At 62.0% G+C, this 14076-nt stretch carries 17 protein-coding genes; 12 read left to right on the top strand and 5 right to left on the bottom strand.

Going from position 1 to position 14076, the window contains the following annotated elements; all coding sequences use genetic code 11:
- Positions 1 to 19: 19 nt before the first annotated feature.
- The 4 genes from gshB to rsmI form a co-directional block, all read right to left on the bottom strand.
- Positions 20 to 967: a glutathione synthase gene (gshB, locus tag HX898_RS08990; RefSeq protein ID WP_180194476.1), complete on the bottom strand. Its 948-nt coding sequence runs from the start codon at positions 965 to 967 to the stop codon at positions 20 to 22.
- 95 nt (positions 968 to 1062) lie between these two features.
- Positions 1063 to 1569 (bottom strand): cupin domain-containing protein, encoded by a 507-nt coding sequence (locus HX898_RS08985; RefSeq protein WP_180194475.1) that lies wholly within the window; start codon positions 1567 to 1569, stop codon positions 1063 to 1065.
- A 133-nt stretch (positions 1570 to 1702) separates the two neighbouring features.
- Positions 1703 to 2071 (bottom strand): YraN family protein, encoded by a 369-nt coding sequence (locus HX898_RS08980; protein ID WP_180194474.1) that lies wholly within the window; start codon positions 2069 to 2071, stop codon positions 1703 to 1705.
- Positions 2061 to 2978, bottom strand: a complete 918-nt coding sequence (gene rsmI, locus HX898_RS08975; RefSeq protein WP_180194473.1) for a 16S rRNA (cytidine(1402)-2'-O)-methyltransferase — start codon at positions 2976 to 2978, stop codon at positions 2061 to 2063. Before rsmI ends, HX898_RS08980 begins: the two co-directional genes overlap by 11 nt.
- 259 nt (positions 2979 to 3237) lie before the next feature.
- On the opposite strand from rsmI, the gene dnaN reads away from it, so the two are divergent.
- The 8 genes from dnaN (at position 3238) to HX898_RS08935 (ending at position 9265) form a co-directional block, all read left to right on the top strand.
- Entirely contained in the window at positions 3238 to 4356 is a 1119-nt protein-coding gene (dnaN, locus tag HX898_RS08970; protein WP_003544738.1) for a DNA polymerase III subunit beta, read from the top strand.
- Positions 4357 to 4410: 54 nt separating this feature from the next.
- A complete protein-coding gene (locus tag HX898_RS08965; RefSeq protein ID WP_180194472.1) occupies positions 4411 to 5322 on the top strand; it encodes a DUF72 domain-containing protein in 912 nt (303 codons plus the stop codon).
- 95 nt (positions 5323 to 5417) lie between these two features.
- Positions 5418 to 6017, top strand: a complete 600-nt coding sequence (gene pmtA, locus HX898_RS08960) for a phospholipid N-methyltransferase PmtA (protein WP_017990040.1) — start codon at positions 5418 to 5420, stop codon at positions 6015 to 6017.
- Between the two features lies 1 nt (position 6018).
- Entirely contained in the window at positions 6019 to 6600 is a 582-nt protein-coding gene (locus tag HX898_RS08955) for a histidine phosphatase family protein (protein WP_138388387.1), read from the top strand.
- Between the two features lie 6 nt (positions 6601 to 6606).
- Positions 6607 to 7314 (top strand): orotidine-5'-phosphate decarboxylase, encoded by a 708-nt coding sequence (gene pyrF, locus HX898_RS08950; protein WP_138332241.1) that lies wholly within the window; start codon positions 6607 to 6609, stop codon positions 7312 to 7314.
- Between the two features lie 28 nt (positions 7315 to 7342).
- Entirely contained in the window at positions 7343 to 7630 is a 288-nt protein-coding gene (locus HX898_RS08945) for a DUF1330 domain-containing protein (protein ID WP_012759832.1), read from the top strand.
- Between the two features lie 217 nt (positions 7631 to 7847).
- Positions 7848 to 8828 (top strand): complex I NDUFA9 subunit family protein, encoded by a 981-nt coding sequence (locus HX898_RS08940; protein ID WP_138388388.1) that lies wholly within the window; start codon positions 7848 to 7850, stop codon positions 8826 to 8828.
- Between the two features lie 284 nt (positions 8829 to 9112).
- Positions 9113 to 9265: a hypothetical protein gene (locus HX898_RS08935; protein ID WP_003544729.1), complete on the top strand. Its 153-nt coding sequence runs from the start codon at positions 9113 to 9115 to the stop codon at positions 9263 to 9265.
- Positions 9266 to 9510: 245 nt separating this feature from the next.
- On the opposite strand, the gene HX898_RS08930 is transcribed toward HX898_RS08935, so the two are convergent.
- Entirely contained in the window at positions 9511 to 10308 is a 798-nt protein-coding gene (locus HX898_RS08930) for an undecaprenyl-diphosphate phosphatase (RefSeq protein WP_138388389.1), read from the bottom strand.
- A gap of 232 nt (positions 10309 to 10540) precedes the next feature.
- Between HX898_RS08930 and HX898_RS08925 the strand changes: the two genes are divergently transcribed.
- The 4 genes from HX898_RS08925 to HX898_RS08910 all read left to right on the top strand — a co-directional run bounded on the left by HX898_RS08925 (position 10541) and on the right by HX898_RS08910 (position 14044).
- Positions 10541 to 11233 (top strand): glutathione S-transferase family protein, encoded by a 693-nt coding sequence (locus HX898_RS08925; RefSeq protein ID WP_003544722.1) that lies wholly within the window; start codon positions 10541 to 10543, stop codon positions 11231 to 11233.
- Between the two features lie 12 nt (positions 11234 to 11245).
- Positions 11246 to 12403 (top strand): tRNA epoxyqueuosine(34) reductase QueG, encoded by a 1158-nt coding sequence (gene queG / locus HX898_RS08920; RefSeq protein ID WP_171599858.1) that lies wholly within the window; start codon positions 11246 to 11248, stop codon positions 12401 to 12403.
- Positions 12403 to 13275 (top strand): SDR family oxidoreductase, encoded by an 873-nt coding sequence (locus tag HX898_RS08915; RefSeq protein ID WP_138388391.1) that lies wholly within the window; start codon positions 12403 to 12405, stop codon positions 13273 to 13275. Before queG ends, HX898_RS08915 begins: the two co-directional genes overlap by 1 nt.
- A 406-nt stretch (positions 13276 to 13681) precedes the next feature.
- Positions 13682 to 14044 (top strand): septal ring lytic transglycosylase RlpA family protein, encoded by a 363-nt coding sequence (locus tag HX898_RS08910; protein ID WP_003544717.1) that lies wholly within the window; start codon positions 13682 to 13684, stop codon positions 14042 to 14044.
- Positions 14045 to 14076: the final 32 nt, after the last annotated feature.

The raw sequence follows: 14076 nt of genomic DNA, 5'->3' as shown, positions 1-14076 counted from the left end.
ACGGTCATGGGCGCCTGGCTCAGCCGCGCTTGCGCTCGATCGCATCCCAAAGCAGAGCTGCTATATCGGCGCCGCCGAACTTCTTGACCTCGCGGATGCCGGTGGGCGACGTGACGTTGATCTCGGTCATGTAATCGCCGATCACATCGATGCCGACGAGCAGGAAGCCGCGCTCCCTCAGCGCCGGGCCGATGCGGGAGCAGATTTCCTGTTCGCGCGGCGTCAGTTCGGTCGCCTCAGCGCGGCCGCCGACATGCATGTTGGAGCGGCTGTCGTGTTCGGCCGGCACGCGGTTGATGGCGCCGGCGAATTCGCCGTCGACCAGGATGATGCGTTTGTCGCCCTTGCGCACGTCGGGCAGATATTGCTGGGCGATGAAGGGCTCGCGGAAAAGCTGGCCGAACATTTCCAGCAGCGAGGAGAGATTGCGGTCGTCGCGGGTCGAATGGAAGACGCCGGCGCCGCCATTGCCGTAAAGCGGTTTCAGGATGATATCGCCCATCTCGTCGCGGAAGCGGCGGATCTCGGCGGCATCCTTTGTGATCAGCGTCTTCGGCATCAGGTCGGAGAATTCGGTGACGAAGATTTTTTCCGGCGAATTGCGCACCCAGGCCGGATCGTTGACGACGAGCGTCTTCGGATGGATGCGCTCGAGCAGATGCGTCGAGGTGATATAGGCCATGTCGAAGGGCGGGTCCTGGCGCAGCAGCACGACGTCCATGGTCGCGAGATCGACGCGCTCCGGCGCGCCGAGTTCGTAATGATCGCCCTTGACGTCGCGCAGCACCATCGGCTCGAGGCTGGCGTAAAGCTTGCCGTCGCGGAAGCTCAGGCGATCAGGGGTGTAATGGAAGAGCCTGTAGCCGCGCGCCTGCGCCTCCAGGCTCATGGCGAAGGTGGAATCACCTGCGATATTGATGCCTGCGACATGGTCCATCTGGACCGCTACATTGGTGATCTTGGCCATTTCCATCCCTCGCTGAATGCCGGACAGATGTAGGTCGGCCAGATATCAAACGCAACGGGCAATCAAGGGCTTCCGCCGGGCGACTGCAGCGAACTTCAGGCGGCGATGCCCTGGTTGCCGCTGTTGCGCAGCATGTTGCGGAGGCGGTAGGCGATCGCCAAGGGCTTCGGGAAGGGCTTGCGCAGGAAGGCGACCTTGCGGACGTAATTGTCGACCCGCCAGCTTGCCCAGGTCCCACCGGCGAAAAAGGCGACGTCGCCGGCGCGCAAGGTTCGTTCGGTGCCGTCCTCGGCGGTGATATGGACCTCGCCTTCGAGGATCATCACCGTCTCGTCCCAGCCGAAGCGCCAGCGGAATTCGCCCGCCGTGCAGTCCCAGATCGCCGTCAGCGATGCTTCGTCATGGCCGCGCGAATGTTCGGCGGTGCGGGCCTGCGGATTGCCGCTGATAACCCAGTCCGGATTGATCGGTGTGGATTTCAGCGGCAGCAGATCGCTCGCATGCGCGATGAAGGATTTTCCGGCCGGCTTCGCCACGGCAGCATACGGTACCGAGCGCGCGGCCATGGCGACCGCACTTGCAAGCATCAGCTTCCAGGCCATGAAACAATCCCCAATTGTTATCCCTACCGAGATTGTCGATAGCAGAAAGTCGTAAGGACCTCGTTCAAGCGGGGACTAAAATTTTAACGATCCGGAAATCCAACGGGTCGAAAGCCAACGGGTCGAAAGAAGGTCAGAAGGCATCCGGAAAGTGCCGCGGCAGCCGGCCCGGCATGATCGCGACGATATCATAGCGCTGGGAAAGGCGCGCCTGATCCGCCTGGCGGGCGAGCCAGAGATCGCTTGCCGCCCGTATGCGCTTCTGCGCGACGACAGTGACGGCATCAACGGCGGCGGCCTCGCCATGGCGGGCCTTGACCTCGACGAAGACGGCAAGATCGCCCTTGCGGGCGATGATGTCGATCTCGCCAAGCCTGGTGCGGTGGCGCAGCGCCAGGATGCGGTAACCCTTCAGCATCAGGAAGGCAGCTGCGACATATTCCGACATGCGGCCCCGGCGCAGCGCCTTCCTTCGGATGGCGGTGAGATCGCTATCGCCCATCGGCGTTCTTGAGCTCCAGCAGGCGCTGGTAGAGCACCTTGCGCGGCAGGCCGGTGAGGCGGGCGGCTTCGGTGGCGGCGCCTGCCGTCGGCATTGACTTCGACAGGTCGGCCAGCACGGCTTCGACATCGGCCTCAGACGTCTCGACCGGCTCCGGCGGACCGATCACCAGGACGATCTCGCCCTTGACGTTTTCCACCTGCTGATAATGCGCCGCAAGGTCGGCAAGCGTGCCGCGGCGGAACTCCTCATAGGTCTTGGTCAGCTCGCGGCAGACGGAGGCGGGCCGAGTGCCGCCCAGCACATCGGCGGCGGCCAGAAGCGTTGCGCCGATGCGATGCGGCGATTCAAAGAAGATCAGCGTCGCGGGCGCTGCTGCAAGTTCACCGAGGCGGTCGCGGCGGGCCTTGTCCTTGGCCGGCAGGAAACCGGCGAAAAGGAAAGCATCGTTCGGCAGGCCGGAGCCGACAAGGGCTGCGAGCGGCGCGGAGGCGCCGGGAATGGGAATGACACGGTAACCTGCCGCTATCGCCTGTTGCGCCAGCCGATAGCCGGGATCGGAGACCAGCGGCGTGCCGGCATCGGAAACCAGCGCCACCGATCGCCCGGCTTCGAGCGCCTGCAGCAGCCTCGGACCGGCCTCATCGGCATTGTGCTCGTGGTAGGCGAAGGGGCGGTTCTGGATGCCGTAGCGGTCGAGCAGCACGCGGGTGACGCGCGTATCCTCGCAGGCAAGCACATCGGCGCCGGCCAGCGTTTCCAACGCCCGCAGCGTGATGTCGCCGAGATTGCCGATGGGGGTGGCGACCAGATAGAGCGCCGGCTCCAGCGGCCGCGCCGGCACCGTTGCATTGTGCAGGCGGAAGCTTCGCCGGCTGGCGGCGTCCGCTGTCGTTTCCTCATTCATGCCATTTGCTTTCGTCCCGCCGGCTCGTCGCCGGCATCGAACCCTTATGGGCGAGCCGCACCGCTTCGGCAAGGGTTCGGATTTCTGTGAGCATTGCTCTGGAAAACCGCAAATGCAGGGGTGCCGACGTCCATGCCTCTTGCAAAGCAATGCTGAAGTCTGCCATTTTGCCCGTCCACTCCCCCGGCCTCAAGCCGGGACAGCATTCTTCGGGTGCTCGACGCGCCCGGACAGTCACGGTCGAAAGCGGTAGCATCCCATGCGTATTACTATTGAGCGGTCAAACCTGTTGAAATCGCTGAACCACGTCCACCGCGTGGTCGAACGTCGCAACACGATCCCGATCCTGTCCAACGTATTGCTCAAGGCCGACGGCCAAAAGCTCGACATGAAGGCGACCGACCTCGACCTCGAAATCACCGAGGCGACCCCTGCTAGCGTCGAGCAGCCCGGCGCCACCACCGTTCCCGCGCATCTCCTCTACGATATCGTGCGCAAGCTTTCCGACGGCTCGGAAGTGCTGCTTGCCACCAGCCCGGATGGCGGCGCGATGACCGTGCAGTCCGGCCGCTCGAAATTCTCGCTTCAGTGCCTGCCGGAATCGGACTTCCCGGATCTCACAGCCGGCACCTTCACCCATTCCTTCAAGCTGAAGGCGGCCGATCTGAAGATGCTGATCGACCGCACGCAGTTCGCGATCTCGACGGAAGAGACGCGTTATTATCTGAACGGCATCTTCTTCCACACGATCGAGAGCAACGGCCAGCTGAAGCTGAGGGCGGTTGCGACCGACGGCCACCGGCTGGCGCGCGCCGATGTCGATGCGCCCTCCGGCTCCGAGGGCATGCCCGGCATCATCATTCCGCGCAAGACGGTCGGCGAGTTGCAGAAGCTGGTCGACAATCCCGAGGTGATGGTGACCGTCGAGGTCTCCGACGCCAAGATCCGGCTGACCATCGGTTCGATCGTCATGACCTCGAAACTGATCGACGGCACCTTCCCGGATTATCAGCGCGTCATCCCCACCGGCAACGACAAGGAAATGCGGGTCGACTGCACGAGTTTCGCACAGGCCGTCGACCGCGTCTCGACGATCTCCTCCGAGCGCGGCCGCGCCGTAAAGCTGGCGCTTTCCGAGGGACAGCTGATGCTGACCGTCAACAATCCCGATTCCGGCAGCGCGACGGAAGAAGTTGCCGTCGGCTACGACACGGATGCGATGGAAATCGGCTTCAACGCCAAGTACTTGCTCGACATCACCGCCCAGCTTTCCGGCGAGGAAGCGATCTTCCTGCTTGCCGATGCCGGCTCGCCGACGCTGATCCGCGACACGGCGGGCGACGATGCGCTCTACGTGCTGATGCCGATGCGCGTCTGACCGGAACGAAGGCCGCCCATTGCCGTTTTTCCTCCTGTCAAAACGGAGGATCCCATGACCAAAAAGACGGGAGCGGTGCGCATCGGCATATCCGGCTGGACCTATGCGCCCTGGCGCGGCCAATTCTACCCGAAGGACCTGCCGCAGAAGCAGGAACTTTCCTATGCCGCCCGGCACTTCCGGTCGATCGAGATCAACGGCACCTTCTACGGATTGCAGCGGCCCGAAAGCTTCGGCCGCTGGCGCGAGGAAACGCCGGAGGATTTCGTCTTCGCGGTCAAGGGACCGCGCTTCATCACCCATATGCTGCGGCTGCAGGATATCCAGACGGCGCTCGCCAATTTTCTCGCCTCCGGCGTTTTGCGGCTCGGCCCCAAGCTCGGGCCGATCCTCTGGCAATTCCCGCCGAACATGGCCTTCGACCCATCCCTTTTCGAGAGCTTTTTGTCGCTGCTGCCGCACGACCGCGACGCGGCGATAACGCTTGCGAAGCGGCACGACTGGCATATCAAGGGACCGGCCTGGCTTAAATGCGACGGGCACCAGCCGATCCGGCATGCGCTGGAGATTCGCCACGAGAGCTTCCGCTCACCCGCCTTCATCGAGATGCTCAGGCGTCACAGAGTCGCTCTCGTCTGCGCCGATACGGTGAAATGGCCGCTGCTGATGGATGTCACCGCCGATTTCAGCTACTGCCGCCTGCATGGCTCGGAAAAGCTCTATGTCAGCGGCTACGAGGACGAAGCGCTCGACATATGGGCGCAACGCATCCGCGCCTGGGCCACGGGCGGAGAACCGGAGAATGCGACGCGGGTGCTGGCGCCCGTAGCGGCGCGCAGCAAAGGTCGCGACGTCTATCTCTATTTCGACAATACCGATGTGAAGCTGCGCGCGCCTATCGATGCCGATCATTTGAGCGAAAGGCTCGCCGATCTCATGCCCGGTTCAGCGCCGAAAGCCGCATGAACTGTTGATGCCGATGTCCTTGTTGCGAAAATCCTTGTCCCTTAAGCGACAAGCGGCATATTAAGGCATTCGATCAACATGCGGATGGGTGGAGAATGAGCTTACGGGTCAAGGTGAAGGAACGGTTCGGGAAGAGGTTCGACGACGAGATCCGCTTCTTCCGGGGCATGATGCAGGGGCCGAAGACGGTGGGCTCGATCGTGCCGACCTCCTCGATCACGGCCAAGCGCATGGCAAGCGTCGTCGACATCCATTCCGGGCTGCCGGTGCTTGAACTCGGACCGGGCACGGGCGCCATCACCAAGGCCATTCTCGGCCGCGGCGTCCGTCCGGAAAATCTCGTCGCAATCGAATATTCGACGGATTTTCATAAACATCTGCAGCGGACCTATCCCGGCGTGCACTTCATCAACGGCGATGCCTTCGATCTTCAGGCCACCCTTGGCAATTTCAGCGGTCTCACCTTCGATTCCGTCGTCTCGGGCATTCCGCTGCTGAATTTCCCGATGGCGAAGCGCATCTCGCTGCTCGAAAGCCTGCTCGATCGACTGCCGGCCGGCCGGCCGATGGTGCAGATTTCCTATGGCGCGATCTCGCCGATCGCCGCCAATCCCGACCGCTACCATATCCAGCATTTCGACTTCGTCATGCGCAATATTCCGCCGGCGCAGCTCTGGATCTATAAGCGCGGCTAAGATGTTCGGGATCTACATCACTCATCCGCAGGTCAGGATCGACGCCAACGTGCCAGTGCCGAAATGGGGACTTTCCGATGTCGGCGCGGCGCGCGCCCGCAAAGCGGCAGAGAGCGGCTGGGCCAAGCAATTGCGGCGCATCGTCTCCAGCGACGAGACGAAGGCGATCGAGACGGCCGAAATTCTGGCGAAAGCTTCCGGTGTGACCGTGGAGATCGTCCACGCGACCCACGAAAACGACCGCACGGCCACCGGCTTCCTGCCGCCGCCGCAATTCGAAGAGGCGGCCGACTGGTTCTTCGCCCATCCGGAACAAAGCTTCAAAGGCTGGGAGCGCGCCGTCGACGCGCAGGCCCGCATCGTCGAGGCCGTTAATGCCGTTCTCGCCACGCATGATGCGACAGCGCCGATCGCCTTTGTCGGCCATGGCGGCGTCGGCACGCTGCTCAAATGCCATCTGGCGGGCAGCCCGATCGCGCGCGACCGCGACCAGCCCGGCGGCGGCGGCAATCTCTATGCTTTCGGTCTTGCGGATCGGCGCCTAACATGCGACTGGACGCCCATCGAAGACTGGCAGGGGTGACTTCAGATGGACGCACGCGAGCGGTTGATCGTCGGCCTGGATGTTCCAACGATCGGCGAGGCGGAAAGACTGGTTTCCACGCTCGGCGACGACATTCTCTTCTACAAGATCGGCTATCAGCTGGTCTTTGCCGGCGGCCTGGAATTCGCCCGTGATCTTGCCGCCAGCGGCAAGAAGATCTTTCTCGACATGAAGCTGCTCGACATCGACAACACCGTTGCCTCCGGCGTCGAGAACATCGCCAAGATGGGCATGTCGATGCTGACGCTGCATGCCTATCCGAAAGCCATGAAGGCGGCGGTCGAGGCCGCGGCCGGCTCCGGCCTCTGCCTGCTGGGCGTGACCGTGCTGACCTCGATGGATGCCGACGACCTCGCCGAGGCCGGCTACAGCCAGGATCCGCACAGCCTGGTGCTGCGCCGCGCCGAACAGGCGCGCACAGCCGGTATGGGCGGTATCGTCTGCTCGGCGGAGGAAGCGGCTGCGGTGCGCGAAATCGTCGGACCCGACATGGCGATCGTCACCCCCGGCATTCGCCCTGATGGTAGCGACAAGGGCGACCAGAAGCGGGTGATGACGCCTTTCGACGCGCTGAAGGCAGGAGCGACGCATCTCGTCGTCGGCCGGCCTGTCGTCAAGGCGCCGGATCCCCGGGATGCCGCCCGCGCGATCCTCAGCGAGATGGTGACGGCACTCTGGCCGGCAAACCGCTAATAGTTTCAACGACAAAAGGGAGAAGATCATGGCCAAGGGATATTGGATCGCCCGCGTCGATGTTCGCGATGCCGAGCGCTACAAGGATTACGTGGCGGCGGCCAAGCCGGCCTTCGAAAAATATGGCGCGAATTTCCTGGCGCGCGGCGGCGCCTTTACCGAACTCGAGGGCAAGGCGCGCGTCCGCAACGTGGTGATCGAATTCCCGTCGATGCAGCATGCGGTCGACTGCTATAATTCGCCGGAATACCAGATCGCCGCGAAAATCCGCCAGGAAGCCGCGGATGCGGAAATGGTCGTCGTCGAAGGCGTCTAGAGCGCCGTGCGTCTTTCGGACGCACAAAGGACGCTCTAGCACTTTAAATCTACTCATCGTGCCTTCCGAAATCGATTCCGATTTTTGGAAGGCACGATGCGTTAGGCGCCCTCGCATTCGCAAAAAACTGACGGCGTGATGGGCCTTCCCGTCGCGCAGGGATTCGGCTAAGACGGAGCCAATCAAGCATTCCGCAAAGCCTTTCGAGGAGCCTGCCATGACCCTTGCCAACCTGCCGCCGCTCGTCACCGTGTTCGGAGGGTCGGGCTTCGTGGGCAGGCACGTGGTTCGGGCGCTGGCCAAGCGCGGCTATAACATCCGCGTCGCCGTGCGCCGTCCCGATCTCGCCGGCTTCCTGCAGCCGCTCGGCAATGTCGGCCAGATTTCCTTCGTGCAGGCGAACCTGCGCTACCGCGGCTCGATCGATCGCGCCGTCGACGGTGCGAGCCACGTCGTCAACTGCGTCGGCATTCTGCAGGAGACCGGCCGCAACACTTTCGACGCCGTGCAGGAATTCGGCGGTCGTGCGATTGCTGAGGCGGCGCGCAGCGCGGGTGCGACGCTGACGCATATTTCGGCGATCGGCGCCGACGCGAAATCCGATTCGGACTATGGCCGCACCAAGGGTCGCGCCGAAACGGCCATCCTCTCGGTCAAGCCCGATGCGGTGATCTTTCGTCCGTCGATCGTCTTCGGACCGGAGGACAGCTTCTTCAACAAGTTCGCCCAGATGGCGCGCATGTCGCCGATCCTGCCGCTCATCGGCGGCGGCAAGACGAAATTCCAGCCTGTCTATGTCGAAGATATCGCCGAGGCCGTCGCCCGCGCCGTCGACGGCAAGGTTGCCGGCGGCAAGGTCTATGAGCTTGGCGGGCCTGAGGTGCTCAGCTTCCGCGAATGTCTCGAGACGATGCTGAAGGTAACGTGCCGCAAGAACCCGCTGGTATCCCTGCCCTTCGGCATCGCTTCGATGATCGGCAGCATCGCTTCGCTGGTCCCCTTCATAACGCCGCCGATCACGCCGGATCAGGTGCGCATGCTGAAGCGCGACAATATCGTCTCCCCGGAAGCCGAGGCGGAAGGCCGCACGTTGAAGGGCCTCGGCATTGCGCCCACCATGGTGGCATCGGTGCTCGGCTCCTATCTGGTGCACTATCGTCCGCACGGCCAGTACACCGGCACCGGCAAGGCCGCCTGACCATCTTTTCCAACCGATGAGATTGGCCGTCTGCGGATCCCGCGAGCGGCCTTTTGGCGTTGCCGTGTCCTGCAAAGCCCGGCGCAAGTTTGAAGTGTTTTGGTGCTCGGCATATTCAGCGGCGTTGCATAAAAGACGCATCGGAAATTTTGTGGAATTAACACCAAATTTAGCAGGAACGTTTATTGCTATTTGTCATTCCACTGACTACCAAACCCGCGCGTCTTCCAACGGACTCAACGCCTGCGGTCGCGCGCGGCAATCACTGTGAAAGGCAATTCTCAATGGGCAAGTCAATCGCGCTCCTGTTTGCGTGTGCGGCGCTGGTTATCCTTGCAGGCTCTTTCGTTGCGCCCGGTTCGGTCGCGGCGGTAAAGGGCGATTGCTCGCCGGCCTACGGCGTCGATCCTTGCTCGACGGCTTCGATCATCCATTGACGAAAAGCCCGGCCCTGCGCCGGCATCCTGCTCCAAGCAAGCAGTCGATCGAAACGCCTGATACAGGGCGCTTCTAGATCATCGCTCAGTTTCGCCTGCTTCAAAGCGGCGGTGGGAGCGTTTCCCCTCAATGACCAACTGAAAAATTCGGCGCCTTGCCGGTAATCGGGTGCCTGTTTGTGCGGTCCGACGGGGCATTTGCATTCGCGCCGGGAGTTGCGCGAATGCAATGCAGGGCGGGTGTCTCAGGCAATCAAGCCGGTCGCGGCCATGCCGAGCAGCAAAACACCGAGAATGATGCGGTAGATGGCAAACAGGGTAAACCGGTTGCTCCTGATATAGGCAAGCAGCCATTTGACCGCGATGAAAGCGACGACGGTGGAGACAACGAAGGCGATGCCGAGCGCCGTCCAGTCTTCGCCTGCCGCTCCGCCATCCCTGAAGGTCTTCAGCAATTCATAGGCGCTGGCCGCGTACATTGTGGGAATGCCGACGAGAAAGGCAAACTCGGTCGCCGCGGCCCGGTTGCCCGTGCCTGCCAGCATGGCGACGAAGATCGTGGCGCCGGAGCGCGAGGTTCCCGGGAAGACGCCGGCAACGATCTGGGCGATGCCGACCAGGATGGCGACAAGCCAGGTAATCTCTTTATGCGGCGGCCTGCGGGCGGCCGCCCATTCGGCAAAGATCATCCAGATGCCGCCGATGATGAGCGCCCAGGCGATCGGTGTCGCAGTCTCCGGCAGTTCAAAGCCGAGCTTCTTGACGACCAGTCCGAGAATGGCGGTGATGAGAAAGGCGACGATCAGCTTGGCGGCATAATCGCGGTTGGCGGGGTCGCGCCAGCCAAGCACCAGATCCACCAAGCGACGCCAGTAAATGATGGTGACGGCGAGGATGGCGCCCGCCTGAATAACGATGTTGAACATATCCGACCGATGTCCGAGCCATTGCTCGGCAATGATCAGGTGGCCGGTGCTCGAGATCGGCAGGAACTCGGTGATCCCTTCTATGACGCCGAGAATTGCAGCATTTATATAATCCATACATTGTCTCCGGTTTAAAGTTCGGCCGGGTCTGAGCGCTTGGGTCGATCAGGCCGCCGTTTCCAATCATTCGTTAGACCGTGTTTCGCCATTATCAGATGGCCTGAAAAATCCGATTCGCTTGTATTGGCGGGGCCAAGCTCCTATAGCTTCAACCAATGAGTCATGACTAGGGCGCTATAATCGAGCTGCCACACAGTCCTGTAACAGCAATCACAAAGCCCGAGTATCTATGCCCACGCTTTATCATCATCCCATGTCATCCGCATCTCGCTTCGTCCGGCTGATCCTGGCGGAATACGGCTATCAGGCGGATCTGATCGAGGAGCAGACATGGGAGAAGCGCCGGGATTTCCTGGCGCTCAATCCGGCCGGCACGCTGCCGGTCTATGTCGACGACAGCATGCGCGCGCTCTGCGGCGCGAGCGTCATTTCCGAATATCTGGACGAGACGCACGGCGTCTTGAAACGCGACCGGCGGCTGCTCGCCGAAGACCCTTTCCAGCGGGCGGAAATCCGCCGGCTGACCGAATGGTTCATGCAGAAGATGGAAAACGATGTGACCAAGCCGCTCGCCCGCGAGCGTGTCTATAAGTTGCAGATGACCGCCGATCAGGGCGGCGGAGCGCCGGATTCGAAGGTTCTGCGCACGGCCCGCGCGAATATCCGCCAGCATATGCGCTATCTCACCTGGCTTGCCGGCTCGCGTCAGTGGCTGGCGGGCGAGCGGATGAGCTATGCCGACCTTGCCGCCGCGGCCTCGATCTCGATCCTCGATTATCTCGGCGAGATCGAGTGGGCGGATTCGCCAGTCGTCAAGGACTGGTACCAGCGGCTGAAGTCGCGTCCGTCCTTCCGGCCGATGCTGACCGAGCGCGTGCGCGGCCTGACACCGGTTTCACACTATGCCGATCTGGATTTCTGACGAGGGCTCTTCATGCCCGAACCTGACAATGACGACAAAGAGCGCCGCCGCCGCGACAATTTGACCGAGTTCGTCCGGGCAGAATCTGCCGCCAAGGGCTTCGATCTCTGCCGCATCACGCGCCCGGATGCGATCCCGCAAGCGAAAGAGCGCCTCGGCCAGTTCATCGATGCCGGGCGCCACGGGACGATGGATTGGATGGCGGAGACGCGCGACCGGCGCGGCGATCCCCTGACACTCTGGAGCGAGGTGCGCTCCGTCGTCGTCTTCGGCCTCAATTACGCTCCGGAAGAAGATCCCCGCGCTATCCTCGACAAGCCGGACAAGGCAGCGATTTCCGTCTATGCCCGCAACCGCGATTATCACGACGTCATCAAGGGCCGGCTGAAGGAGATCGCCACGCGCTTTGCAGCGCGGGCAGGCGCCGACGTGAAAGTGTTCGTCGATACGGCGCCGGTCATGGAGAAACCGTTGGCGGCGGCGGCCGGGCTCGGCTGGCAGGGCAAACATACCAATCTCGTCAGCCGCGTTCACGGTTCCTGGCTGTTCCTCGGCACGATGTTCACCACCGCCGATCTTGCCGTCGACGCGCCGGAGATCGATCATTGCGGCTCCTGCCGCGCCTGTCTCGACATCTGTCCGACGGCTGCCTTCCCGGCGCCTTACCAGATCGACGCGCGGCGCTGCATCTCCTATCTCACCATCGAGCACAGGGGACCGATCGACGCCGATTTGCGCGTATTGATCGGCAATCGCATCTACGGCTGCGACGACTGTCTTGCCGCCTGTCCCTGGAACAAGTTCGCAAGCTCCGCCTCCGAGATGAAGCTCAAGGCGCGGGAGGATCTGAAGGAGCCGTCGATCGCCTTTCTGCTGACGCTTGACGATGCCGCCTTCCGTGCCTTCTTCAGCGGCTCGCCGGTGAAGCGGATCGGCCGCGACCGTTTCGTCCGCAATGTGCTGATCGCCGCCGGCAATTCCGGCGACAAGGCGCTCATCGGGCCGTGTCGCGGGCTTTCGGAGGATCCCTCGCCCGTGGTGCGCGGCATGACGGTCTGGGCGCTTTGGCGGCTGATGGAGGCTGGCGAATTTGCGGCCTTTGCCGCACAAAGGGCGGACGAGAGAGATGACGACGTCCTGAACGAATGGCGATTGGCGGGAGTGGGCTGATGCATGTGATGATCTTTGGCTGCGGTTATTCCGGCACGGCAATCGCCAAGGCCTTTGCCGGCGACGGCGTGCGGGTTTCCGGCACCACGCGCTCGCCTGACAAAGTGGAAGCGCTCCGCCAGAACGGCATCGAAGCATTCCTTTTCGACGGCGAGAGCATGGAAGAGGGGTTGCGCCAGGCTTTGGACGGCGTCACCCACCTGGTTCAATCGATCGCCCCTGGAAAGGCCGACCCGCTGCTGCGGCTGCTTGATAAAGACGGCGCACGCCTGCTGCCGAAGCTTGAATGGATCGGTTACCTCTCCACCGTCGGCGTCTATGGCGATCACCAGGGCGCCTGGGTGAGTGAGGAAACGCCGTGCCTGCCCGTTTCCGGACGGTCGACCGAGCGGCTCGAGGCGGAAGAGGGCTGGCTGGCGATGGGCCGGGAGCGCGGCGTGCCGGCGGCGGTGCTGCGCCTTTCCGGCATCTATGGGCCGGGCCGCAACGCCTTCTGCAATCTGGACAAGGGCACGGCGCGACGGCTGATCAAGAAGGACCAGGTGTTCAACCGCATCCGCGTCGAAGATATTGGCGCAGCGACACGCTTTCTGTCGGAGCGCGGCCTCGGCGGCATCTATAATGTCACCGACGACCGGCCCGGCCCGCCGCAGGATGTGATCGTCGAGGCAGCCCGCCTGATGGGCGTCGAACCGCCGCCGGAGCAGGCGTTCGAGACCGCCGAATTGACGCCGATGGCGCGCACTTTCTACGGCGAGAACAAACGGGTTTCGAATGCAAAACTCAAGGCCGCCGGCTTCGCATTTTCCTTCCCGAACTATCCTATGTCGCTTGCGCAATTGTGGCGGGATGGATGCTGGTGGGGGGAGTAGAACTCAGTCCTGTTTGCGACGGATGCGATCACCCAAAATGAGTAGGAAATTCCTACTTTCCCGCTTTGGCCGGATAATTTTCGCCGCATATTATGGTTAACGGCCTTTGAATTTGCCCAAATGTGGCAGTAAATATGGCGAAATCGGAAAAATATTTTCGCGATTTTCGTGAACGCCGAGGCGTTAACTATCCCTTCGGAAAATTCGTTCGGATTTTAGCTGATTTTATTAGGTTTTTTCTACCTTTTGGCGCGGCGCTCATTCCTGGAATCCCGACATTACCCTCACGAATGTTACGGATTGTAATAATCCGTGAACTGGCGCGGCACTTTTTCGCCACTTTTTCACAGATTTAAGCCCCGCCGCCTGCAAGGGCGTGAGTTCAATAGTTGAGGGATACTCTGTTTTGAAGAACATACGTCGTTCTATTATCGCCGCTGTAACTATTGTAGCCTGTTCTTCCATGCTTCCGGCAGAGGGTTTTGCTGGCAATGGCTGTGGCGGTGCTTCATGGTACGCACTTCGCTCCAAAACTGCTTCCGGGGAACGTATGAATCCTGCCATCTTGACTGCTGCACATCGTTCGCTTGCTTTCGGCACCAAGGTGAAGGTCACCAACCGCAATAATGGCCGCACAGTCGTCGTTCGCATCAACGATCGTGGTCCGTTCATCCGTGGTCGTGTGATCGACCTGTCGCGCGCCGCCGCCCAGAATATCGGCATGGTGAGCTCCGGCACTGCGAAGGTCTGCTACCAGGTCGTCAGCTGAGGCCGCCACTGACTGTGCCGGAAGCGGCGCTT

The sequence above is a fragment of the Rhizobium sp. WYCCWR 11128 genome, assembly GCF_013416305.1.
GTDB classification, from domain to species: Bacteria; Pseudomonadota; Alphaproteobacteria; order Rhizobiales; family Rhizobiaceae; genus Rhizobium; species Rhizobium indicum.
The sequence above is the reverse complement of the archived record's forward strand: the minus strand, read 5'-3'. Positions and strand labels throughout refer to the sequence as shown.